The organism is Hymenobacter negativus (assembly GCF_017571495.1).
GTDB lineage: Bacteria > Bacteroidota > Bacteroidia > Cytophagales > Hymenobacteraceae > Hymenobacter > Hymenobacter negativus.
This window is the reverse complement of the sequence record NZ_JAGETZ010000003.1, coordinates 210,348-234,505: the sequence shown is the minus strand read 5'-3', so window position 1 is coordinate 234,505 and position 24,158 is coordinate 210,348. Positions and strand designations below refer to the sequence as shown.

The 24,158-nt window shown below is 58.7% G+C and carries 21 protein-coding genes and 1 tRNA gene; 13 read left to right on the top strand and 9 right to left on the bottom strand.

The window, feature by feature from the left end; genetic code table 11:
* The first annotated feature begins 2 nt into the window (after window positions 1-2).
* On the top strand, window positions 3-302 hold the full coding sequence (locus tag J4E00_RS07905) for a hypothetical protein (protein ID WP_208174599.1): 300 nt from the start codon (window positions 3-5) through the stop codon (window positions 300-302).
* A gap of 110 nt (window positions 303-412) precedes the next feature.
* On the opposite strand, the gene J4E00_RS07900 is transcribed toward J4E00_RS07905, so the two are convergent.
* The 5 genes from J4E00_RS07900 to dinB form a co-directional block, all read right to left on the bottom strand.
* Complete coding sequence (locus J4E00_RS07900; RefSeq protein ID WP_236049609.1) at window positions 413-1,066, bottom strand: HAD family hydrolase; 654 nt, start codon at window positions 1,064-1,066, stop codon at window positions 413-415.
* A gap of 71 nt (window positions 1,067-1,137) precedes the next feature.
* Window positions 1,138-3,366, bottom strand: a complete 2,229-nt coding sequence (locus J4E00_RS07895) for a PAS domain-containing protein (RefSeq protein WP_208174597.1) — start codon at window positions 3,364-3,366, stop codon at window positions 1,138-1,140.
* A gap of 103 nt (window positions 3,367-3,469) precedes the next feature.
* Window positions 3,470-4,159, bottom strand: a complete 690-nt coding sequence (locus J4E00_RS07890; RefSeq protein WP_208174596.1) for a hypothetical protein — start codon at window positions 4,157-4,159, stop codon at window positions 3,470-3,472.
* Window positions 4,160-4,601: 442 nt separating this feature from the next.
* Entirely contained in the window at window positions 4,602-6,737 is a 2,136-nt protein-coding gene (locus tag J4E00_RS07885) for a carboxy terminal-processing peptidase (RefSeq protein WP_208174595.1), read from the bottom strand.
* A gap of 202 nt (window positions 6,738-6,939) precedes the next feature.
* Window positions 6,940-8,022, bottom strand: coding sequence for a DNA polymerase IV (gene dinB, locus J4E00_RS07880; RefSeq protein ID WP_208174594.1), 1,083 nt, complete (start codon window positions 8,020-8,022; stop codon window positions 6,940-6,942).
* Window positions 8,023-8,224: 202 nt separating this feature from the next.
* Between dinB and J4E00_RS07875 the strand changes: the two genes are divergently transcribed.
* From J4E00_RS07875 to J4E00_RS07865, 3 genes are all read left to right on the top strand, one after another.
* Window positions 8,225-8,300: transfer RNA gene (locus J4E00_RS07875), tRNA-Asp, on the top strand.
* Window positions 8,301-9,743: 1,443 nt separating this feature from the next.
* Window positions 9,744-11,198 carry a glycoside hydrolase family 30 protein gene (locus J4E00_RS07870; RefSeq protein WP_208174593.1) on the top strand — a complete coding sequence of 485 codons (1,455 nt, stop codon included), beginning with the start codon at window positions 9,744-9,746 and terminating at the stop codon, window positions 11,196-11,198.
* A gap of 153 nt (window positions 11,199-11,351) precedes the next feature.
* Window positions 11,352-12,137 carry a GDSL-type esterase/lipase family protein gene (locus J4E00_RS07865; RefSeq protein ID WP_208174592.1) on the top strand — a complete coding sequence of 262 codons (786 nt, stop codon included), beginning with the start codon at window positions 11,352-11,354 and terminating at the stop codon, window positions 12,135-12,137.
* A 58-nt stretch (window positions 12,138-12,195) separates the two neighbouring features.
* On the opposite strand, the gene J4E00_RS07860 is transcribed toward J4E00_RS07865, so the two are convergent.
* Together J4E00_RS07860 and J4E00_RS07855 are read right to left on the bottom strand one after the other, a co-directional pair.
* Window positions 12,196-12,864 carry a sce7726 family protein gene (locus J4E00_RS07860; protein WP_208174591.1) on the bottom strand — a complete coding sequence of 223 codons (669 nt, stop codon included), beginning with the start codon at window positions 12,862-12,864 and terminating at the stop codon, window positions 12,196-12,198.
* 42 nt (window positions 12,865-12,906) lie between these two features.
* Entirely contained in the window at window positions 12,907-13,332 is a 426-nt protein-coding gene (locus tag J4E00_RS07855) for a hypothetical protein (RefSeq protein WP_208174590.1), read from the bottom strand.
* A 471-nt stretch (window positions 13,333-13,803) separates the two neighbouring features.
* Between J4E00_RS07855 and J4E00_RS07850 the strand changes: the two genes are divergently transcribed.
* The 9 genes from J4E00_RS07850 (at window position 13,804) to J4E00_RS07810 (ending at window position 22,629) form a co-directional block, all read left to right on the top strand.
* A complete protein-coding gene (locus J4E00_RS07850) occupies window positions 13,804-14,880 on the top strand; it encodes a hypothetical protein (RefSeq protein ID WP_208174589.1) in 1,077 nt (358 codons plus the stop codon).
* Window positions 14,881-14,994: 114 nt separating this feature from the next.
* A complete protein-coding gene (locus tag J4E00_RS07845) occupies window positions 14,995-15,801 on the top strand; it encodes a cytidylyltransferase domain-containing protein (protein ID WP_208174588.1) in 807 nt (268 codons plus the stop codon).
* A gap of 87 nt (window positions 15,802-15,888) precedes the next feature.
* Window positions 15,889-16,746: a transketolase gene (locus J4E00_RS07840; RefSeq protein ID WP_208174587.1), complete on the top strand. Its 858-nt coding sequence runs from the start codon at window positions 15,889-15,891 to the stop codon at window positions 16,744-16,746.
* A gap of 72 nt (window positions 16,747-16,818) precedes the next feature.
* Window positions 16,819-17,772, top strand: a complete 954-nt coding sequence (locus tag J4E00_RS07835; RefSeq protein WP_208174586.1) for a transketolase family protein — start codon at window positions 16,819-16,821, stop codon at window positions 17,770-17,772.
* Window positions 17,773-17,895: 123 nt separating this feature from the next.
* A complete protein-coding gene (locus tag J4E00_RS07830) occupies window positions 17,896-19,230 on the top strand; it encodes an aminotransferase class III-fold pyridoxal phosphate-dependent enzyme (RefSeq protein WP_208174585.1) in 1,335 nt (444 codons plus the stop codon).
* A gap of 5 nt (window positions 19,231-19,235) precedes the next feature.
* The gene (locus tag J4E00_RS07825; protein ID WP_208174584.1) at window positions 19,236-20,045 is read left to right on the top strand and encodes an SDR family oxidoreductase; all 810 of its coding nucleotides are present in this window, start codon (window positions 19,236-19,238) and stop codon (window positions 20,043-20,045) included.
* A 164-nt stretch (window positions 20,046-20,209) separates the two neighbouring features.
* Window positions 20,210-21,100: an N-acetylneuraminate synthase family protein gene (locus J4E00_RS07820; RefSeq protein WP_208174583.1), complete on the top strand. Its 891-nt coding sequence runs from the start codon at window positions 20,210-20,212 to the stop codon at window positions 21,098-21,100.
* Between the two features lie 141 nt (window positions 21,101-21,241).
* Complete coding sequence (locus J4E00_RS07815) at window positions 21,242-22,246, top strand: sterol desaturase family protein (protein ID WP_208174582.1); 1,005 nt, start codon at window positions 21,242-21,244, stop codon at window positions 22,244-22,246.
* Window positions 22,243-22,629, top strand: a complete 387-nt coding sequence (locus J4E00_RS07810; protein ID WP_208174581.1) for a DMT family transporter — start codon at window positions 22,243-22,245, stop codon at window positions 22,627-22,629. Before J4E00_RS07815 ends, J4E00_RS07810 begins: the two co-directional genes overlap by 4 nt.
* Window positions 22,630-22,642: 13 nt before the next feature.
* On the opposite strand, the gene J4E00_RS07805 is transcribed toward J4E00_RS07810, so the two are convergent.
* Together J4E00_RS07805 and J4E00_RS07800 are read right to left on the bottom strand one after the other, a co-directional pair.
* Window positions 22,643-23,602, bottom strand: a complete 960-nt coding sequence (locus J4E00_RS07805) for a DUF6268 family outer membrane beta-barrel protein (protein ID WP_208174580.1) — start codon at window positions 23,600-23,602, stop codon at window positions 22,643-22,645.
* Window positions 23,603-23,772: 170 nt separating this feature from the next.
* Entirely contained in the window at window positions 23,773-24,063 is a 291-nt protein-coding gene (locus J4E00_RS07800) for a hypothetical protein (protein WP_208174579.1), read from the bottom strand.
* Window positions 24,064-24,158: the final 95 nt, after the last annotated feature.

Below are 24,158 nucleotides of genomic sequence, written 5' to 3'. Positions count from 1 at the left end.
TTATGAAATTCCTCCCCTTCCTAACGGCCGCCTTGTTGTCACTGGGCCTGAGCACCGCTGCTTTCGCTCAAACCACGCCGGCTAGCAATGCGCCGGCCGACAACAACACCAACCCGACGGCGCCCTCCAACAACCAGCCCCGCGTGGGCACGGCCGTGGATGGCTCCAACATTTCCAACAACCGCGACCGGCTTTCGCCCGGCACAGGTACCCCAGCGGCTCCGGCCCGCACCGAGGCCGAGCGTCAGGCCCACCGCGACCAGAAAGCCGCCAAGCGTGCAGCTAAGCGAAAAACAAACTAGCAACTGCTGTTATCCTGTATCCGGAGCAAAGCGAAGGACCTTATCACGTTCGAACAACTTGTTCGAACGTGATAAGGTCCTTCGCTTTGCTCCGGATAACAAATGCTCAACTACTTCACCAAGGTCTGGAAAAACGCGTCCGTGAAATCGGGGGCGAAGTGCAGCACGTTTGGAAGGTGGGTGAACTCGCCTTCCTCGTGGGTGGTGGTGAGCACTATGGCTTTCATGCCAGCATTTAGGGCAGCTTCGGCGCCTTTAGGCACGTCCTCAAACACGATGCAGTGGGCGGGGGCGGTGCCGAGGGCTTCGGCAGCTTTGAGGAAGGTTTCGGGGTGGGGCTTGCTCAATACCACGTCGTCGGCGCTGACGATGGCCTGGAAGTAGTGCCGGATGTTCAGGTTATCGAGCACGAAATTGATATTGAACGGAATGGCCGCCGAGCCGATGGCCATGGGAATGCCTGCCTGGTGAGCGCGCTCCAAAAATTCCATCAGGCCGGGCAGCAGCGCAAGGTGCGGCAGAAACTCCTGCTGGTAGCGCTTCTCTTTTTCCAGGGAAAGCGAGTCCATCTCGGCCGGCGTAAAACGCTCCGGGCCGAACATGCGCACCAGTACTTCCTGGTTTTTACCGTACATCTGGGGCTTCACTTCGTCCCAGGTGAAGCTGCCGCCGAGGTCGTTGTTGAACAGGTATTGCCAGGCGCGGGTATGGTACTCCATGTCGTGAATCATGGTCCCGTTCAGGTCGAAAATAAAAGCTTTCATGGATTTCTGAGGTTGTTTTCCAGCCCCAAAGAACGGCATGCCGGGCCTTGCCTGCATGCTTTCACGGCCCTTTACAGAAACAAGCGGAACGTGCTGCCCTCCCCTATCTCGCTTTCTACTTCGATGCGGCCGCCATTGCCCTGCACAATGCGGTTGATGAGGTAGAGGCCCACACCCGTGCCTTCGGTGTGGTTGTGGAAGCGGCGGAAAAGCTGAAACAGCTCCTCTTGGTGGCGCTGCACGTCGAAGCCCAGGCCGTTGTCTTCCACCAACAGCACGGGGCGGCCGTCCTGCTTCCAGAGCGAAAGGTGGATGCGGCAACGCCGGGCGGGGTCAGCGTACTTAATGGAATTGCTGAGCAGGTTGACCAAGATGGTGCGCAGGTTGGCGCGCGAGTAGGTGATGGTGGGCGCGGCGGCAAAGTCGGTGGTGATGCGGGCGCGGGCGGCCTGCACCTGCGGCTGCAGCGTCTGGAGCACCTCCTGGGTTAGCTCGTCGAGCAGCACGGTTTCGGCGGGCAAGTTCACGTCGCGCTGCACCTGGCCCACGGCGGCCAGGTCTTCCACGGTGGTGCTGAGTTGGGCCAGGGCTTCTTCGAGCATGGGAATGAGCAGGGCTTCCTCCTCGGGGTCGGTGAAGGCGATGACGTAGCGCAGCTCATTGAAGAGGCCCACCAGGTTGTTGATGGGCTGCTTGAGGTCGTGGCTGGCGGCGTACACGAAGTTGTCGAGGTCGGAATTGGTACGCTGAAGCTGTTGGTTGGCTTGGGCCAGCTCCTGATTGTGGGCGCTGGCTTGCTGGTTGGCCATGGTTAGCTCCTCGTTGGTACGGGCCAGCTGCTGGCGTACCCGCACCTGCTCCGTGACCTCGAAAGCAAATACCAGCATGCCGTCGACGCCCCCTTCGCTATCAAAACGGGCCTGCTGGATGTAATCGAAATAGGCATCTTCCAACGGGGTGTTGTCGTAGCGCGCAATGGGTATCAGCATGCCTATTTCCTGGTGGGTTTTGCCGGTTTCAAATACCTCCTGGAAAGTGCGCCATACGGCATGGCCGGCCAGCTCGGGCAGCGCCGTCAGCAGGGGGCGCCCCAGCAGCTCGCGCCCCGGAAACAGCTGCTGATAGGCCGGGTTCACCAGCTCAAACACCAGGTCCGGCCCGTCGAGAATGCAGATAGCGGCCGGGGCCTGCATGAACAGCCCGTGCAGGCGGGCGCGCTGGCGCTCGGCTTCGGCGCGGGCGGCCTGCACCTCCACGGTGCGCTGCGACACACGCATTTCGAGCTGCATGTTCAGCTCGCGCACGGCCAGCTGGGCATGAAACAGGTCGTCGTTGTTGGCCCGGATTTCTTCATTGGCGGCTTGCAGCTCTTCATTGGCAGCAGCCAGCTCCTCATTGGCATTGGCGGCGTGCTGCTCGCTGGCTTCGGTGCGATGGTGGGCTTCCACCTGGGTCGTCACGTCGTAGGCAAACACCATGATGCCGTCGGGGCGGCCGTCGGGGCCGCGGCGGGCCTGGTAAACGAAGTTGTAGTAGCGCTTTTCCAATTCTCGCCGGCCTTCGTTTTCGTGGTCGAGCTGTACCAGCATCTCGTTGGCCCAGAAGGTTTCACCGGAGGCATACACCCTATCAAGCAGGCCGAAAATGGGCTGACCTTCAAGCTCCGGCATGGCCTCCCGGATGGACCGGCCCAGCAGTGGCCGCTCGCCCACCAGGGCCTGGTAGGCGGGGTTGGCCAGCTCGAACACATGGTTGGGCCCGGCCAAAATGCATATCATGGCCGGGGCCTGCATGAAGGTATCGTGCAGGAGGCGGCGCTGGCGCTCGGCCTCGGCCAGGGCAGCGCGCTCGCGGGCCTGGCTTTCGCGCAGGGCTATTTCGACGGCGCTGCGGGTGTGGTCGGCGGTGTCGGTGAAGCTCACCAGCAGCAGCTTGCCCACGCGCTGCGCCGAAAGCAAAAAGTAGTTATCGAGGCCGTCGGCCTGGTAGTTCACGTCCATCCGGGCGGGCTCCCCACGTTCGAAAGCATCGCAGTGGAAGGCGAACACGCCCGTTTCCAGGGTATGCGGGTAGTAGTACAGGTAGTTTTCGGTGGGCCGGGCGGGCTGCCCCAGCATCTGCTGCGCTTTGCTGCTGAGCAGCTCGATGTGAAAATCAATGATTTCGCCGCCCTCGGCCGCGCGAATGGGCCGGTACAGCGCTAGCCCGGTAAGGGAAGCGGCGAATACACCGGCCAATAGCTCCCCGGCCGGCAGGGCCGCGAGAATATCGGGAGGAAAAGAAGCGGCAGAATCGGACATTGGAAGGAATGTCAGGGGAAAATTTGCTGCTAACCTACGAAAACCTTACGGGATGGTGACGTTCTGGCGGGGGCCTCCCCGGCCCCCGTCAGAACCACCCTGCCTAATAACTCTCCTTCAAATACCCAAAGCCGCGCCACTGGGCGGCAAATGTCTCCGGGAAGTTGGTTTTGATGTGCTGGCGCAGGGCCCGGAGCATCTTGCGCAGGGGCGTTTCCTGCGCGTTTTTGGTGCCGGTTTCGGTGGAGCTGCTGCTGCGGCCGTCGCTGTTGGTCGTGGCCAGGGGCGTGTATTCCGTCAGGATGGGTTTCCAGAAGGCGGTGCCGTACTTGCCGTCGTTGTACCCCGAGGGGCGGAGGGCCACAATGAGCTTGGTGAGGCTAGCCACCCGGGCCGGACGGGCGGCGGGCAGCTTGCCATCGGGCATGAGGCCAAAGGTGTCGTAGTAGGCCTTGGCCTTGCTTTTGGAGCCGTGCTCCTCCAGGAGGTAGTTGCGCACGAATTTTAGGCTGGAATCAATCATTTTATCCAGCTCGGCCAGCCGGGCACCGGCGGGGCTCACGTCGTCGTCGGCCACATCGGCCGCGCCGATACTGGCCCGGAAAGCCACAGCCGCTGTGCGCAGCTCGGCCTTGCTGCACCAGAGCAGCGCGGGGAGTGGGGAGGCATCCCAGGCATCAGCGGCTTTCAGGGCCAGGGTGGCCAGCTCCAGCTCCCCAAAGGGAATCACGTCTTTGGTTTTGCCCTTTTTGGGCGTGGAGGGGCCTTGCTCCTCAGGGGTAGATGGCGTCATAACAGACTGGTAAAAAGTGAAGTGAGAAATTGAATGGTTGTGGCAAGGTATCCATTTTCTCACAGCTTCAACCATCTTATTTTCCGAAACCAGACGGCAGGGGTCCCTGTCAGTCGGCTTCACTTTGGAACCGGGCAGCAGGGACCCCTGCCGGCGAGTTCTGATTTGAAACCAGGCAGCAGGGACCCCTGCTGACGAGTTTCGATTTGAAACCGGGCAGCAGGGCCCCCTGCTGGTGCGTTTTGATTTGGAACCGGGCAGCAGGGGTCCCTGCTGTCTGGTTTCAGATTTCCCCTTCCCCACCGGCATGCATCTGCGACGTGCGCTGGCAGGGATACCTGAAAGAACAGGCCAGCTGGTAATAATGCGTGCCCGCACCACACCAAAACGCCCCCGTCGCTCAGCAGCAACGGGGGCGTTTCGATTCTTAAAGCGGCTTGCCTTACTGCAGCTCGTCGCCAATCACGGCCACGGCTTCGGCCAGGGCGGGGTCTTTGCGCAGGGGCTTGAGGAAGCGGGTGAGGCGCTTGGCGGCGGTGGAGTCCGAAGCCGGCTTGGCATCGGCGGCCAGGGCCGATACGTCGAGGCTGGCCAGGGCATTCTGGGCCGCAGTTTGCTGCTTGTTGAGGGCGCGGGCCTGCACCTGCTGAGCGCGGTAGGCGGCCAGGTTCAGCGAGAGGTTGGTGTCTTTGCGGCGCTCGGTGGCGCGCTGGGTAGCATCGGTAATGAGCTTGAAGCCGGGGCTCGCGGCCACGCGAGCGGCGCTGTTGGCCTTCAGCTTGTCGAGGCTGGCGGGCAGGGTATTGGCGGGCTGGTACTTGGCCGGCGCAATCTCATCCCAGGGCAGCGGGTATTCCGATTCCTGCTCGCCCTTGGCGTAGGAAGTCAGCGCGTCGGGCAGGGTGATGTCGGGCGTCACGCCCTTAAACTGCGTCGAGCCGCCGCTGATGCGGTAAAACTTCTGGATGGTGAGCTTGAGCGAGCCCAGGGGCTTGAGTGCCGCGGCCTGGGCATTCACGGCATTATCGAGGTCGAACACCTGCTGTACCGTGCCCTTGCCGTAGGTGGTGCTGCCCATCACAATGGCGCGGTGATAGTCCTGCATAGCAGCAGCCAGAATCTCCGAAGCCGAGGCGCTGTATTTGTTCACGAGTACCACCAGCGGGCCAGTGTATTGCACGGCGGGGTCGGTATCGGCCACGGGCTGGGCGGCGCCGCGGCTGGTTTTCACCTGCACCATGGGGCCGGTGGGCACAAAGAGGCCGCCCATGTCCACGGCATCGCGCAGGGAGCCGCCGCCGTTGTAGCGCAGGTCGAGCACCACACCGGCCACGTTTTCCTTCGAGAGCTTGGCCAGCTCATTCTTCACGTCTTCGGCGCTGCTGCGGCCGCCTTTCCCCCCGAAATCGGCATAGAAGCCGGGCAGGTGCAGGTAGCCGTAGGTGCGGCCGCCCTGCTTGATGAGGGCCGACTGCGCGTAGGTATCCTCAATAATGACCACGTCGCGGATGATGGGAATTACCACCGTGGCGCCGTCGGGCTTGCGCACCGTGAGGCGCACCTCCGTGCCCTTCGGCCCCCGAATGAGCTTCACGGCCTTCTCAAACTTCATCCCTTCCACGCTCACCGGCTCGGCGGCGCCCTGGGCCACGCGCAGGATGATGTCGCCCACTTTCAGCTCGCCCTGCCGGGCCGAAGCCGAACCGGCCACGATGTCGGTCACTTTCAGCTTGCCCTCGTCCTCCTGCAACTGGGCACCAGTGCCTTCCAGACGGCCGCTCATGGCAATGTCGAAGTTGTCGCGGGCAATGGGCGCGAGGTAGTCGGTGTGGGGGTCGTAGGTATTGGCAATTGCGTTGGCGAAAGCCGCCAGCCGGTCGTTGGCATCGGTCTGAATCAGGTCGGCGAAATAATCATCGTAGTATTTCAGCACCTGCTTGCGGGCGTCGGCCTCCATCTCGGCGGGCGTGCGCACCTTATCGGAAGTATTCGCGGGCGAGGCGCCCACTTTGGTAGCGGCCAGCGGCTTGTCCTTCTTCTTGGCCTCGTCGTCCATCATCTCCGAGAGGCGGGCCAGGGTTTGGTACTTCAGCATCTTGCGCCACTGCTCGCGCTGCTCAGCGGTGTTGGCGGCGTAGGAGGCCTTGGTGGGGTCGGTTTCCCAGCTTTCCTGCACCGCAAAGTCGAACGGCTTGGCCAGAATCTGGCGGTAAAGGGTCTGGATTTCGAGCGTGCGCTTGGCCAGCAGCGTGCTCGTCACGTCCAGAAACTCGTGGGTGCCGCCCTTCAGCTCGTCGTCAATCTGGGTTTTGAACTGGCTGAGTTGGGCCACTTCCGGGGCAAGCAGCAGCTGCTTGTTCACGTCGATACGCTTGAGGTACAAGTCGTACACGCGCTGCGAAAACTGGTCGTCGAGCTTCTCGGGCTGGTAGTGCGCCTGGGTCAGCCCCGAGAGCATCACCCCGAGCACCACCTGGTCGCGCGGGGGCGTGCCCTGGTATACCGAGTAAGACGCCAGCCCCAGCAGGGCCAGCACCGAAGTAGAATATAAACCGAGCTTAAATCGGGGGAATTGCATGTAGGGAGAGGCTAATTGAGAGGGAAGACCGGACGCTTCGGCGTAGCCGGATGGTAAAGATGCCGCATCCTTAACCAGAATCGCACCAGTAATTGCTCCCATAGTCGAAAAAGAACCGACCAAGGTTGCGAAAATATCGGCATACGCTGTCCCCCAGCCATTCCCGGTCCGACGGCTGTGCCATCCGGCCGGGCTTGGTCGCTCAAAAATTGAGTGTCAGCTGCCGCCCGGCTGTGGCCTGCTCATTATCCAGGTTGGAAAGCGTAACGCCCAGCAGCCGCACCCCTTTTTCCAGCGGAAAAAGCCCCTCCACCAGCTCCCGGCAAATGCGCTCCAGCACCGTCTGGCTGGGCACGCCACCCACCCCGCTGCGGCTGCGCGTAATCTGCTGGAAGTCGGCAAACTTCACCTTCAGCGTTACGGTGCGCCCCCGGATGCCGCTACGCTGGCAATATTCCCACACGTCCTCAATGAGCGGCTGCAGGCCCGCCAGCAGCTCCGGAAACTGCGTCAAATCTTCCGCAAAGGTATTTTCCGAGCCCATGGACTTGCGCAGGCGGTCGGCCACCACGGGCCGATGGTCCTCGGCGCGGGCAATGGCGTGGTAGTAGCGCCCCGCCTTCCCAAAATGCTGGTGCAGCAGCTCCACCGGTTGCGCCCGCAAATCGGCCCCGGTGAAGATGCCCAACTGGTTCATGCGCGCCGCCGTTACCGGCCCTACTCCGTGAAACTGCCCCACCGCCAGCCCCTCCACAAAGCCCAGCCCCTGCTCGGGCCGCACCACAAACTGCCCATTCGGTTTACGGTAGTCCGAAGCCAGCTTGGCCAGAAACTTATTATACGAGATGCCCGCCGAGGCCGTCAGGCTGGTTTCCGCCAGAATCCTGGCCCGGATTTCCCGCGCAATCTGGGTGGCCGAGGCAATTCCTTTCAGGTTTTCGGTTACATCCAGGTAAGCCTCGTCCAGCGACACCGGCTCAATCAGCGGCGTGTATTCCGCAAAAATGGCCCGAATCTGCCGCGACACCTCCTTGTACACCGAGAAGCGCGGTGGCACAAACAGCAGTTCCGGGCACTTGCGCAGCGCCGTAGCCGACGGCATAGCCGAGCGCACACCGTACTGCCGGGCCTCGTAGCTGGCCGCCGCTACCACGCCCCGCCCCTGCGCGCTGCCCACTGCCAGCGGTTTTCCGCGCAGTTCGGGGTGGTCGCGCTGCTCCACCGAAGCATAAAATGCATCCATGTCCAAATGGATGATTTTGCGTATAAAATCGGCAGCCACCATTCTTGCTTTTTATCCCAACAAAGATAAAACGTGCCATAAGACGGGCCGAACCTTTGTTTCCAGCACACAGAGCGGGTTATAGTTTTCGGAATGCTAATTCCCAGGCTCTTTTGGGCCGTTTTTAAAAGAATCGATAAAAAACAATATCAACCCTTGCCTTTTTATTCATAATTCTTTTATGTACTTTTGAATTAGCAAACAATGTGGGGTGGCGGAACTGGCAGACGCGCTAGCCTATCTCGCTAGTAAAATTAGAGGTTCGAGTCCTCTCTCTACAGCACGAATCCCGGTCGCAATAGTGGCCGGGATTTTTTGCGTTCATGCGCTGCCCCAAAGCTATCCAGATGCCCCTAACCGTCGATTAAGGCCACTTTTGCCTGGATTAGAAAACAAGGGTCCCTCTTAAGAAAAATCCACCGGAAACGATTGCGGCTCTCATAATGCGTTATAACACCTTCACATCGCTCCTAGCGCAAGCTGTTGCATTCAGCTTTCGAACCTTCTTCAGAAGGCTAAGACACACGCCACAAAGGACCGGCCTGATTACGGAATAATCCTAATTCGAGTAGTTACAGGAAAGGCAGAAGCTTATGTTAGTATAGCTTAAGCGACCAATACATGCACAAGCAGGGAATTTCAGCTTTTTTTGAAGTAAAAAGGCACTTTTTCAAAATTTATCTACAAGAATAATAAGGGTACTCAACGGGTTTGGTGTAATACCCCAAACGTTTGCAAAGAATTATCACAAACGTTTGGGGCAACTCACCCCAACTGGCCATCATGTAAGAATTTTCTATGCTCAAACCCACTTCCTCTAAGGCAACGCGAATGGACCTCCCATTGGTAAAGCAGTCGATTGCCAGCATCCTGCTTTTGCCAAACAGGCAGCACCTAGTACGTGGACTATTCGCATCTGCCCCATAGCAGTTGGCATCGCAGGCTGAGCGCCCCCACGACGGCCGACTAACAATTGCACCTCGACTACACCGCCCAGCAATCCATCCCTGATGCTACGCCTGCTGGACCTAACCGGCCGAGCAGTCGCCACGCAAACCACGCCGACAGTAACGACCAGCGAAGACCATTTCACCGCGCCAGTAGCAGCCCTGCCAGTTGGCTTTTAAGCAAATCGAATCACCTTTTTTAGTTGTTTTTTAACGTGTGTCGTGAGTAAGTACCAAAGGGATTTATAGTAGAATCAGGACTGAAATGTGACGACAGCACGTGTGTAGTAAGTGTATGATTGAAACTTTAAAACAGTTCTAACAAGTCAGAAAGCAGGTTTTTACCCGCTTTGGATGATAAGGAGGCGGCTACATTTGTTTGCCTTAATGTAGGAGACTGGCAGACTAGCTAGGGGCCACGGACGCCTTGCCTAGCGCGTCGCTGTTCATCTGCGCCTCCCCCACTCCCATCCATGCCAGCCTATTGCACCCGCACTTATTGTGCGCTCATTAATAATACACGGTGCCTCATGTGCCTGCTAGCTTAATCCACCAGATACCAACCGATACGTAGGCCCGCCGTCTGAGCGTGGCCGAAGCGGCGGGCCGCGTGGTGTTGAACCGAAGCTGCTACCAAAGACGAGAACACCGTTGATGGAGCGGCTTTCAGCCCAGGCATTTATGTGGCGCGCTTTCCTGATACAGGCTTCAACATCGAGTTCAAAAAAGCAGTAACTCCCGGCCTTTGGTCACTCCCATTGGCCTAAATCATTTCTTATGTCCAACAATCTCCTGTCTTTCCTGCTGCTTTCAACTCTTGGCCTCAGCAGCGCCGCTGCCCAAAAACCCACCCCTTACTCCGCCGCCGGCAAAACGGCCCGCGTCTTCACCACGGCAGCCAACACGAGCCAGCGTCTTGCGGCCGGCGATGCCCTTACGTTTGCGCCCGCTGCCCAACCGCTCGAAACCCAGGTCTGCGTGTTTGTCGACCCTGGCCACTCGTTCCAGACCATGCTCGGCATCGGCGGGGCGCTGACGGATGCCTCAGCCGAAACCTTTGCTAAGCTACCCAAGCCGCAGCAGCAGGAATTTCTGAAAGCCTATTACAGCCCCACGACCGGCATTGGCTACACGCTGGGCCGCACCAGCATCCACAGCTCCGACTTTTCGACCGAGAGCTACACCTACGTGGCCGATAAGGACGAGGCGCTGAAAACCTTCAGCGTGAAACACGACGAGCAGTTTCGCATCCCGTTCATCAAGCAGGTGATGGCGGCGGCCGGTGGCAAGCTCACGCTGTATGTGGCCCCGTGGAGTCCGCCGGCCTGGATGAAGGACAACAACGACCTGCTGCACGGCGGCAAGCTGCTGGCAAAATACCGCCAGACCTGGGCCGACTATTACGTGAAGTTCATCAAAACCTACGAGCAGATGGGCATTCCCATCTGGGGCCTCTCGGTGCAAAACGAGCCCATGGCCATCCAGAGGTGGGAATCATGCATTTTCACCGGCGAAGAAGAGCGTGATTTCATCAAAGGGTACCTCGGCCCCACGCTGGCCAAAGGGGGGCTGGGCTCGAAGAAACTCATTGCCTGGGACCACAACCGTGACCTAGTATACCAGCGCGCCAGCACCGTACTCGACGACCCTGCCGCCGCTAAATACGTGTGGGGCATCGGCTACCACTGGTATGAAACCTGGACCGGCAGCGGCATGCTCTTCGACAACGTGAAGCGCGTGCACGAGGCGTATCCCAACACCAACCTACTGTTTACGGAAGGCTGCAAGGAGAAATTCGACATGGCCAAGGTGGAAGACTGGGCCTTGGGCGAGAAGTATGGCATGTCGATGATTGGTGACTTCAACGCCGGCACCGTGGGCTGGACCGACTGGAACGTGCTGCTCGACGAAAACGGCGGCCCCAACCACGTTGGCAACTTCTGCTTTGCGCCCATCATTGCCGATACCAAAGCCGGCAAGCTGATTTACACCAATGCCTATTACTACATCGGCCACTTTTCGAAGTTCATCCGCCCCGGCGCCAAGCGCATAGCCACCGCCTCAAACCGCGACTGGCTGCAAACCACCGCCTTCCGCAACCCCGACGGCAGCCTGGCCGTGGTGGTGCTAAACAGCGGCGACAAGCCCCAGGAATTCCAGCTCTGGATGGCTGGCCAGGGCGCCAAAACCACGGCCGCCCCGCATTCTATTATGACGCTGGTGATGAACTAAGAACCTCTTTCCGCCGAGCTTTACCTCCGCACCCGCCGTACGCAGGCAACCACGGCAGCGGCGTCATGGGGCACACGGGCCGCATGTACCAGAAGCTGCTGCCGTTTTTCAACCAGCACCTGCAATTTGAATAGCCTGTTCGCCTTGTCTTTCATGCATTATCCTGTTTTCAAACATACCCGGCGCACTGCGCTGTTGGCTGGAGGCCTGCTCCTAGCTGTAGCCGCTCACGCCCAGCAGCCTAGTGCCGCCGAAGCTGCTAAAAAAGCAGCCGATGCAGCCGCTGACAAGCAACGGGAGTACCTGTTGCACAACGACTGGGCCGAACTGGCGCGCTATGCCACGGCCAACCAGCGCCTGCCCGCCCCCGCCCCCAGCCGGCCCCGCGTGGTCATCATCGGCAATTCCATTACCGAAGGCTGGGTGAAGGAAGATTCGGTTTTTTTTCGAGGCAAAACCTACGAATATGTAGGCCGGGGCATCAGCGGCCAAACTACGGGCAAAACCCTGGTTCGCTTTCGAGCCGACGTAATTGACCTGCATCCGGCTGCAGTTGTCATCCTAGTGGGCACCAACGACATTGCCGAGAACAGCGGCCCCTACAACCCACAAACCACAATGAATAACATCATGTCGATGTGTGAGTTGGCAAAGGCGCACGGCATTCGGGTGGTGCTGGGTTCGGTGGCGCCATCTACTGACTTCTGGTGGCGCAAGGGCCTGAATCCGGCGCCCAAAATTCTGGCTCTCAACCAGCAGTTAAAAGCCTACGCCACCCAGCAGCACCTTGCCTATTACGACATCCACACTGCCCTGAAAGACGAGCAGAACGGCCTGAAAAAAGCCTACGGCGAAGACGGTGTGCATCCCAATATGGCCGGCTACCGCGTGATGGAACCCTTACTCAACCAAGCGGTAGCGGCAGCTTTGAAAAAGTAGCCCACGTACCGAAAAGCCCTGTACTCCGAATTTCCGATTCGGCTCGCGTAGCAATTGCCTATTCAATGCTGGCCGAAGCAGCGCTTCGCGGTACTCGTTCCGGGCGTTTTTTAGCAACCTTCTTTTTAGCCTTCGGCCGGGCCTTCTTGCGGCGCGGTGGCAACCGCTCGCGCTCGGCCTTGCGCTCGGCCCGCATGAGCAGGCGCTCGGGCAGCCGGGCCATGAGGCGCTCGCGCACATACTGCGCCAGGCTGGCTAGCGGCACCAGCTGCGTGGTGCGCAGAAACTGACTGATTTCTTTGCCGCGCAAGGTGCTCACGCCCACAAGGCCCCGCGCCATCAGAAACTGCTTCACCTCTTCCAACAGCAGTAGCTTGGCAATGGGCGCCCGCTCCACGGTGGCGTTGTAGCCTGCCGCACGGTGCAGACGCAAGCCTTCGGCCGAAGCCACTTGGATGCCCACCCACTCGGGCAAGAGCGGCAGCAGCTTGGCCAGGTACTTTTCAGTAATAACGAAGGTGACAAAGTCATAGACCTCACCGTAACAGCGCAGCTGATTGGCCACGCGCTGGAGGGTATCGCCGTCGCCCTTCACCTCGTAGCCGTGCATAAAATGCTCGGTGATGTGCACCACGTCGGCGCGGGTGGTACCGGTAGGTAGCTCATCGATGTGCACGCCACCTAGGAGTAGCGGGTAGAGCAGGGCACGAATTTCCGGGTCGTTCATGGCAACCCCAAAGATAAACAGGCCACCAACCGTCGCAAGGTTTTAGGCCGACACGGTACGCTGCTGGCAGATACGTAGCCATGCTTCGGCTTCGGGCACCTGCTGAAAAATCTGGAGTTCCAGTCCACCCGCCACCGGACCTTGAAAGTTGACTGTAATGGTATCCGACAGAGAATCGGCCTGCACCACATGGGCCACGTAGCGGAGCCCCATGCTCACGGCCTGTGGCACCCACACCTGCTCCAGCCAATCGATAGAATCGAACCAGGGACCGCGCAGGGCCACGTTGTCGTTGAGCAAGTACGGGCAGCGCAAGCCTTCCAGCTGGCGGAGGTAGTTGTCGGCGCCGCGCATAGCCTCCTCCATATCCACGAAGCCGCGCCAAGTGGCGCGCAGCCAGCCATTCGGCTCATCAAAGGTGAGAATACACCGGCTGCCATCGGTATCAGGTAGAGAGCTCAGGAGCATAGAAATGCGGTTAATTATAGTGATGAGGCCTTCTTTAGTGCCAGCACCGTATTTTTGAGTTGAGGCAAAAGTAGGCGCGGTGTTAAGCAGCACCCTACTGTTTTATACTGATATTTTGCGCTACCGACTACTTACGTAGTTAGGGAATATTCCCAACTTAGGGGAGTTAATAATGATATCCCCTGCTTACTATTCTATAATATCTAGCTTAAATGCAGCCAGGCAACTACCTGTTTCGCAAAATTTCTATTGCTCGCTAAGTCCGTCAAAACCTTCGCAAATGCTTAACCGTGGCATCCCCGGTGCATCATCTCAGCATCCTTACTTTGCCGACTGTGCTGTACCTTGCCACGTTCCCATCTCCGGCCGACAACGGCTGGAGGCGCCCTAAAACCGGCAGTCCCTCTGCCCGGTTATGGGGCATTCATGGGAGCGCGCTCCTGGTTCAGTCGCTTCAATTTTTGCTTTTGCATGTCCCGAAAAAAGGTCTTGTTCCTCATCGGCTCGCCCAACCAAACCACGCAGATGCACCAGATTGCGCAACTGTTGGAAGACGAGTTCGAGCCCTTCTTCAGCCAGATTTATTACGACGGCCACCTGCGTCCCTTCTACAAGTTCCTGTGCTGGTCGGGGGGGCTGAATCCTACCGTTGTTACGGGCCCTATCAAGGCCAAGGCGGATAAATACCTGGCGGCCCATGGCCTGAAAAACGATTTTGAGGGCCGTCAGTTTGGCAACACCTACGACCTGGTGGTGTGCTGCTCCGACATCATCGCGCCGTGGCCACTGGTGCGCGCTACCAAAACCATTTTCGTGCAGGAAGGCATGACCGACCCGCTCAACTGGTGGGCGCGCCTCATCCGCAAGCTGCACTGGGCACCTAGCCTGGCCATTGGCACGGCCCTCAACGGCCTCGCCAATTGCTGCGATATCTACTGCGTGGCCTCTGCAGGCTACAAGGAGCACTTTGACTATGTGGGCGTCGACCGCGACAAACTCATTGTGACCGGTATTCCCAACTTCGACAACATCGAGCGGGTGCGGAATAACGACTTCCCGCACCACGGTTACGTGCTGGTGGCTACCTCCGACTTGCGCGAAACCTACACACCCGAAAACCGCCCCAAGTTCATCCGCGAGTGCGTACGCATTGCTGCCGGCCGTCCACTGGCTTTCAAGCTGCACCCCAACGAAACCCTGCCCCGCGCCGTGGATGAAATCAAGGCCAACGCTCCGGCCGGCACAATGATTTTCACCGAAGGCAACACGGACCATATGATTGCCAACTGTGTGGAGCTCATCACTCAATACTCCACGGTGGTATACGTGGGCTTGGCACTGGGCAAACCGGTACATTCCTACTTCGACCTAGACGACCTCAAACGCAAGCTGCCTTGGCAGAACGGCGGCACCTCGGCCCGGCGCATCGCGGCCATTTGCCGGGGCTTTAGCCGGTTTGAGGGCAGCGGGCCAGCTTTTCTGAAGCAGTACGACCCGGAATCCTTCGCTCAAACCGAGCCAGTGACTGCCTCCATGGCCATGCACTGATGAACTTTTTGTAATTAGTTATAAAGCAGATACCAAATTTTTCAAGGTATTTTCTTAATATTTAAGAGTATTCGGTGCCGTTCACCGACTACCGGATATTGCCAACCAAAAAATATGGTCGTTCCCAAGATTCTGACCGTTGTGCAGGCCCGCATGGGCTCCTCGCGCCTGCCCGGCAAAATCCTGCTGCCGCTGGCGGGTCAACCGCTACTGGTGCGCATGGTGGAGCGGGTGCAACGCGCGCCGCTGGCCGGCACCGTAGTGGTAGCCACCACCACCGACCCCGCCGATGACGCTGTGGCGGCCTGCTGTGCCGCCCATGGCCTGGAGTGCTTTCGTGGCAACGCCCTCGACTTGCTGGACCGCCACTACCAGGCCGCCCGCCATTACGGCGCCGACGTGGTGCTGAAAATTCCCTCCGATTGTCCGCTCATCGACCCGGCCATTATTGACGAAGTCGTCCGATTTTACCTCGACTTCGCCGAGCGCTACGATTTTGTGAGCAACCTGCACCCTGCTACTTTTCCTGATGGCAACGATGTGGAGGTGATGCCTTTCACGGCCCTGGAAACGGCCTGGCGCGAGGCCCGGCGGCCGCTGGAGCGCGAACACACCACCCCTTTCTTCTGGGAAAATCCCGACCGGTTTGCCATTGGCAACGTGACCTGGGATGCCGGGAAGGACTTTTCGATGAGCCACCGCTGGACCATCGACTATCCGGAAGACTATGCCTTTATCAGCGCCGTTTATGATGCGCTGTACAACCAAAACCCAACTTTCGGCATCAACGACATACTTCGGCTGACAGCCGAACGCCCCGACATTGCGCAGCTCAATGCCCAATACGCGGGCGTAAACTGGTACCGAAACCACCTCGACGAATTGAAAACCGTGGATTCATCGCAAACTCGTACAATATAGTGCTTGGTGCTTGGTTGTTGGTGCTTGGCTTTCGAGTCTGGCTTTCATCACCAAGCATCAGGCACCAACAACCAAGCACTAGAATTAATGACTTCTGAGACCCAACAGAAACTAGAGAAAATGGCTCTGAAAGTGCGCGAGCACATCGTGCGCCTCAGCACCGATGGCGGCTGCTTCACGGGTGCCTCCCTTAGCTGCGCCGACCTGCTGGTGTACCTCTACAGCGAGTTTTTGAACGTGCGGCCCGACAACCTCACCGACCCCAACCGCGACTACCTGTTCTTGAGCAAAGGCCACGACGTGCCCGCCCTCTACGGCACCTTCGTGGAGCTTGGCTTTATCGACAAAGCGCGCCTCGACCAGCACCTGAGCACCGACGACCACATTTACTGGCACCCCAACCGCAACGTGCCCGGTGTGGAATTTCACTCGGGCTCGCTCGGGCACCTGCCCAGCGTGGCCCTGGGCGTGGCCATGGATTGCCGGATGCGCGGCCAGGACAACAAGGTCATCGTCATCACTGGCGACGGCGAGCTGAATGAGGGCACCGTGTGGGAAAGCCTACTGGTAGCCAGCGCCCACAAAGTGAACAACCTGACACTGGTGGTTGACCGCAACCACTTCCAAGCCAACGTGGCCACCGAAGACCTGATTCCGCTGGAGCCCATGGCGCCCAAATTTGAAGCATTCGGCTGCGAAGTACGCCGCATCGACGGCCACGATTTCGCGCAGCTGGAAGATGCTTTCGCCGCCCTGCCCTTCTCGGCTACCAAGCCCTCCGTCATCATCTGCGACACGGTACGCGGGCGCGGCCTGCCGAGCATCGAAGCCCGCGCCGACCGCTGGTTCTGCAATTTCTCGGCCGATGAAGTGGAGGAATTGCTGCGTGAGCTGCACAGCCAGGTAGCCACCACGTTGACGAGTGAAACGCTGACGGTACGATAATAAGTAGCGTGGACTCTGCGAGTCCGCGCCTAATCCCATTCATTCGCGGACTCGCAGAGTCCACGCTACATTATGACCTACGAAGAATTAATCAAAGAAACGGCTCTCGCCGATGAGCGCATTGTAGTGATGACGGCCGAAAACCGTGCTCTCATCCGCAACTTGCCCGCCGTGCTCGGCCCGCGATTCATTGACACTGGTATTACGGAGCAAACCCTCATTGGGGCCGCCGCAGGCCTGGCCCTGCGCGGCCGGGTACCGGTGGTGCACGCGCTGGCGACTTTCCTCACACTGCGGGCGTTCGAGTTTATCCGCACCGACGTGGGCATCGGCAAGCTGCCGGTGAAGCTGAGCGGCTTCGTGCCGGGCTTTCTCTCCGACGGCAACGGCCCTACCCACCAAGCCATTGAGGACGTAAGTCTGATGCGCGGCATCCCCGGAATGACCGTTTTTGCCCCCGCCGACGAGGCAGATATGGTCGCTATGCTGCCCGCCGTCTGGGCTTCACCCGCGCCGGCCTACCTGCGCGTCAACACCCGCCCCGGCACCTATGAGCACGCTCCGTTTGAAATCGGCAAGGCCGAAATCGTAGCTGAAGGCACCGATATTACCATACTCACCTACGGGATGCTCTTCGAGCAAACGCTGGTGGCCCGCGAGCTGCTACAAGCGCAGGGTAAATCCGTCGGCCTCATCAACCTGCGCAGCCTCAAACCGATTGACGAAGCAGCACTGCTCGACGTGGTGCGCCGCGGCTCGCTCATCGTGACGGTGGAAGACCATTTCATCACCGGCGGCCTGTATTCTATCTTGGCCGAAATACTACTCCGCAACCAGCTCACGGCTCGCGTGCTACCGCTGGCGCTGGAAGAACGTTGGTACCGCCCTGGCCGCCTGAGCGCCGTGCTAGAGTACGAAGGCTTCACCGGCCACCACATTGCCCGCCGCATTACCGAGTACCTGGGCGAGTCGGGGGCAGCCATTGCCGAAGGCCCGGCAGTACTTGAAAATGAGTTTGCGGAGTAATTAAACTGCCTGTTATGCTGACGAAGGAAGCATCTTATCACGGCTGCTTTTGTCAGAATCAGTAACCCATTGCAGCGCAGACGTGATAAGGTCCTTCGCTGCGCTCAGGATGACAAAATAGCCATGCCTAACACCGTTTCCTCTAACGAGAATTACCCCGACATTACAAAGTCGGACGAGCTGTACGCCCGCGCCCAGCGCATCATGACGCCCGTGACCCAGACCCTGGCGAAGGGCCCGGGCCAATACACCAAAGGCGTAAGCCCCAAGTACATCAAGCGCGCCAAAGGCTCTCACATCTGGGACGTGGATGGCAACGAGTACATTGACTTTCAGATGGGTATTGGCCCCATTTCACTCGGTTACGCCTACGAGCGAGTGGACAATGCCATTAAAGCTCAACTCGAAGACGGCATCACCTTTTCGATGATGCACGAGTTGGAAGTGGAGCTATCGGAGCTGATTCACGAGATTATTCCCAACGCCGAAAGCATCCGCATCAGCAAAACGGGCGCCGACGTGTGCTCGGCGGCGGTGCGTGTGTCGCGGGCCTTTACCGGGCGCAACAAGGTGCTGTGCTGCGGCTACCACGGCTGGCACGACTGGTACATCGGCACCACCAGCCGCGACAAAGGCATTCCGCAGGAAAGCAAGGATTTGGTAGCCGCGTTCGAGTACAACAACATCGATTCGCTGAAGGCGCTGCTCGATGACGACGTGGCCTGTGTGATTCTGGAGCCCTTCATTTTCGATGCACCCAAAGACAACTTCCTGCACGAAGTGGCCCGGCTGTGCCAGGAAAATGGCACGATGCTGATTTTTGACGAGATGTGGACCGGCTTCCGAGTGGCTGTGGGCGGCGCGCAGGAGTATTTCGGCATCACGCCCGATTTAGCGGTGTATTCCAAGGCCTTTGCCAACGGCATGCCCATCGCACTGCTCACCGGCCGGCGCGACGTGATGCAGCTGTTTGAGCAGGACGTATTCTTCTTCACCACGTTCGGCGGTGAGGCGCTGAGCTTGGCCGCCGCGGTGGCTACCATCACCGAAATGCGCGAAAAGAATGTGCCGGCTCGCCTCGCTGAGCAGGGCAAAAAGCTCAAAGACGGCTACAACGAGATTGCCGCTGAACTGGGCCTGACGCAGTACACCAAGTGCTACGGCTACGACTGCCGCACGATAGTAACCTTCGACCCTTCGGCCGGCAACGGCATGGAGATTAAGGCTTTCATGCAGCAGGAGCTGTTCAAGCGCGGCATCATGTGGGGCGGCTTCCACAACATGTGCTTCTCTCATACCGACGCCGACGTAGCCCACACCCTGGCCTCCTACCGCGAAGTGCTGCCGCTACTAAAAGAAGCCATCGAAGCCGGCGACGTTGCCTCCCGCCTGCTGGGCGAGCCGGTAGAGGCCGTGTTCCGCAAAGTGACCAATGCCGCGCCGGTGAAGGCGAAATAGATTACATGAGCTTATTTGATTTAACCGGTAAGACGGCCATCGTGACCGGGGCCTGTGGCTTGCTCGGCCGCAACCATTGCTGGGCTCTTGCTCAAGCCGGTGCTAATGTTGTTGCGCTTGATATTCAAGACGGTCTTAGTCGTGGGGTAGCGAATCACCTCTACGGCAGCGGTATGCATCTTGGCTTGGGGGTGGACATTACCAACCGTACCTCGCTCGAAGCGGCCCGCGACCAGATTCTGGCCCAATTTGGCCGCATCGATGTGCTGGTGAATAATGCCGCCATCAACGACATGTTCGAAAATCCGGCCATGGCGGCGGACCTGTCCAAATTCGAGAACTTCCCGCTTGAGACCTTCCGCCAAGTGCTGGAAGTGAACGTAACGGGCATGTTCCTAGCCTCGCAGGTGTTGGGCACGCCGATGGCCCGGCAGGGTAGCGGCTCCATCATCAACGTGGCCAGTACCTATGGCATCGTGGGACCCGACCAGAGCATATACCGCAACGAGGCCGGTGAGCAACCCTTTTATAAATCACCCTCCTACCCTACCACTAAGGGTGCGGTGGTCAATTTCACGCGCTACCTGGCCGCCTATTGGGGCAAGGACGGTGTGCGGGTGAACACGCTCTCGCCCGGTGGCGTGGAGAACAGTCAGGACGAGTTTTTTATCAAGCAATACAGCGCCAAAACGCCGCTGGGCCGCATGGCAGCCGCCACCGACTACCAAGGCGCGATAGTATTCCTGGCCTCCGACGCTTCAGCCTATATGACCGGAGCTAATCTGGTCGTTGACGGTGGCTGGACGGCTATTTAGCCCTTGACTACCAAGCCGGGAATGACGGCTTCACACATTCATAATGCTGCGGATTAGCTGCTTCGTGCCGCTACCACAAACTTTAACTACCGTTTGGAAGCGACCAATTCAGGCGCTCCTAAACGCTTCTTTTTAATCCCATTCCACTTTTCACCGTTCGCCTTATGCAAGCTGTTGAAATTCGCAAAAACCGATTCATTGGCGCGGGCCACCCGGCCTACATCATTGCCGAAATCGGTATCAACCACAATGGTTCGCTGGACCTCGCCAAACAGCTCATCGCCGAGGCCGCCAAGGCCGGCTGCGACGCCGTGAAGTTCCAGAAGCGCACGCCCGAGCTGTGCGTACCTAAAGACCAGTGGGAAAAGCAGCGCGACACCCCCTGGGGCCGCATGAGCTACATCGACTACAAGCGTAAAACCGAGTTCGGCCAAGCCGAATACACGGCCATCGACGACTACTGCCGCGCCTTAGGCATCGACTGGTTTGCCTCCTGCTGGGACGAGCCGTCGGTTGACTTCATGGAGCAGTTCGAGCCGGTGATGTACAAAATGGCTTCCGCCTCCCTCACCGATAAGCCCCTGCTCGACCGCGTGCGCGCCAGCGGCCGCCCGCTGATGCTGAGCACCGGCATGAGTACGCTCGACGAAATCAACCAAGCCGTGAAATGGGTTGGGCTTGACGAGCTGATGATTGCGCACTCCACCTCGTCCTATCCCTGCCCCCCGGCCGAGTTGAACCTGCGCATGGTGCCCGTGCTGCAAGGCATGTTTCCGAATACGCCCATCGGCTACTCGGGTCACGAAACCGGCCTCGCTACTACGGTGGCGGCTGTCACGCTGGGTGCCAGCTTCGTAGAGCGCCACTTCACCCTCGACCGCGCCATGTGGGGCTCCGACCACGCTGCCTCGGTGGAGCCCGGTGGCATGGCCAAGCTCGTGCGCGATATCCGCGACGTAGAGGAAGGCCTAGGTGATGGCGTCAAGGTGGTGTACGACTCCGAACTGGAGCCTCGCCGCCGCTTGCGCCGCGAGCTAACACCGAACCAGGAGTAGGGTGTTCGGGTTGAACTGATGTTCTAATCGTTTGTCATCCTGAGCGCAGCGAAGGACTTTATTACGTTTGACCGATTGGTTCTGGCGTGATGAGGTCCTTCGCTACACTCATGATGACAGGCAAAACACCTCCCCTACATCATGCCCAAAGTCGAAATCATCACCACAGCCATTCTGCTGATTTGGGTGGCCATCGTGATTACGCTGGAGCGCATTATCCCGTACCGCAAGGGCCTGCCGTTTTTCCGCGAAGGCTTTTGGACGGACCTCGTGCTCTACACTTTCGTACAGAGCTACGCCCTGAAAATTGTCATTTTCGACTACATCATTCAGCCGCTCGACCAACATTTTGGGTTCTCGAAGCTGCATTTTGTAACGGGCTGGCCCATTTGGGTGCAGGTGCTGTTTTTTGTGGTGACGCACGACTTTTACATCTACTGGTTCCATCGGTTTCAGCACAGCAGCGCGTTTTTCTGGCGCACCCACGAAGCCCACCACTCGGGCAAGCAGGTAGATTGGCTGGCGGGCTCCCGCTCCCACGCCGTCGAGATTTTGATTAATCAGACCATTGAGTTTGCACCCATTATCCTGCTCGGGGCCGACCCCATGGTGGTGCCCATCAAGGCCTGCATCGATGCCGTTTGGGGCATCTGGATTCACTGCAACATCGACGTGCGTTCCGGCCGCCTACAGTACTTCATCAACGGCCCCGAGATGCATCTGTGGCACCACGCCGACCACGAAGAGGTGTTTTACGCCAACTTCTCAACCAAATTTGCCTTTTGGGACTGGATGTTTGGCACCGCCTACCGGCCCGACCGCAAACCGGAAAAGTGGGGCCTGCCCTACGCTTTCCCAAAGGACTATTTCAGCCAGCATGTCTTCTCCGTGGCCCGCTTCGATGAAGAAGCCTTGGCCAAGCGGTCCGTCCTATTTCGGGCCTACCACGGCATCCGTGTGCGGTTGCTAACCCGTATTACCGACCGTGTGCCGGCTTTGCGCCCATTGCACGGCTGGCCAGTGCCCGAAACTCATACCTCAACCATTCCGGCGCATCGGCCGGGTGGTAACTTTGAAGCCTCGCCCAACCAGCCGGCCGCTGCCGCGCCTTCCGTTTCATCCACCGCCGCTGCCCTGCCCCGTTGATTAATCCCTGGATATCCCTGTTTCTGGCCTCTCTCATGGAGGTTTTCTGGACGTATAGTCTGAAAGCGCTCAATATGCAGCGCATCAAAGACATCGATTGGCTGCACTCCTATGCGCAACCCGCGACGTTGCTGCCCGTGCTGCCACTGCTGGCGTATGTAGGATTTGGCTTGGCCAACGTTATTTTTCTGTCGCAGGCCATGCGCTCCATCCCCACCGCCACTGCTTATTCAGCTTGGATGGCATTGGCAGTAGTCGGTATCAAGCTGGTAGATGTGCTCTACCTTAAGCAGTCGCTTTCCTGGCAAAGCGTATTCTTTACCGCCCTGATTATTATAGGGGTGCTGGGGTTGAGGCGCGTAGACGGTGCTGCGGTCCACTAATATCGGCTGCGCGTCAACGTGTTGCTACCCGGTGGCTTAAGGATACCCGAAAGGCTATGCCTTTCTCAATGTGGGCATTAAGCGGCGTTGGCGCCTTTCCAATTCCGATGTAATCGATGGTTGAAGGCCATTTATCCTCTTTGGCATACACATCAAGCCGGCGTGTGATGGCGTAAGCAGCCGTGGCCCGCAAAGCCCAATGAGCGCTCAGATACCGCTCAGCAAACAGCCCGTAGTGTCCCTGCTGATACTGAAAATACTGGTCTTGCTCCCGCAGTCGGTAGGCGGTGTTAATGCCAATAAGGTTGAAGCCCAGATTGGTCCGCGGCCCGGCGGCATAGCCGATGGTAAACGTAGTAGGCAAGTCTCCAAACGCCCGCCAACGCGGCGCTATTTGCCAGTCAATACCCATCAGCAGGACGTATTGCGGGCCATAAAATTGCTGCCGATAGCCTACCGTTAGCCGGTAGCTGAGCTGCGGCTTGACGCGACAAGCCACGCGCGCTACACCGCCCCAGGTAAGGTCCGTGCCGCGCACTTCGTGCAGGTCAGAGTTCAAGGCAGGTAAGGCCAGGGCCGTTAGCTCCAGCTGCGGCGAGAGACGGCAGCGGTACCCAAGCACCGAAGAGAACCCATAAACACTACTCACGGCAAAGCCTGGCCGGTCGCCGCTGAAACGCATCGTTTCCAGGCTGGCGCCGACCAACAGGCTACGGCTGCTGTCGCTACTCTGTGCGACCGGAACTATCAGGTTGGCGCGCACAACATCAGCCCGAAAGGTATGCTCCCCGCTGTTATTCAGCTTTAAGGGCAGTACTTCATAGTTCAGGCCAATGCCCTCAACATAGCCCTGCGCGTGACTGATTTTGGGCAAGAGCCCAATCAACCCGAATAAGGGCAAGTAAAATACTCGCAAAGAATACGATGAAAGCATGCGCGAAAACCAGAGGCGAAAGTCAAAGAACGGGGGCATCCGGCAATAAGTAAGCAGTGCTCCTGTTGCTATAAGGGAGCTTCCCGAGCGGACCATGTTATCGGCGTTTTGGCAACTGCAATAGTCAGCGAAAACGGCAGCTGATTTCAGACGTAAGGGCCGCCCGCTTGCGCGGACGGCCCTTACTGAACTTATTAAGCAGTTGCTACTTAGCGGCGACGGCTGTGGCCACCGCCATTGTAGCCGCCTCCGCCATGGTACCCACGGTCGCCGTGGTAGCCGTTGCCATAGCCGCCACCTCGGTAAGGACGGGCTGGCACAATCACAGCCGGACGCGGATTGTAATAGTACGGTCGGGCGTAGTACGGACGGGCATAATAGGCACCAGCCGGCGGATAATAGCCGTAACCAGCATCATAACCAGGGCCTACAGAGGCCACACAACCCGTCAGCAGCATTAGGCAGATGCCAAGCGCAAAAATCAGTGGTTTCGTTTTCATGATATATACAGGCGGCCGAAGCGCGTCGAGTTACAGGTGATTGTATGTATACGTCGTTAACAAAATACGGACCACATTTAGTGCCTGAATACTGG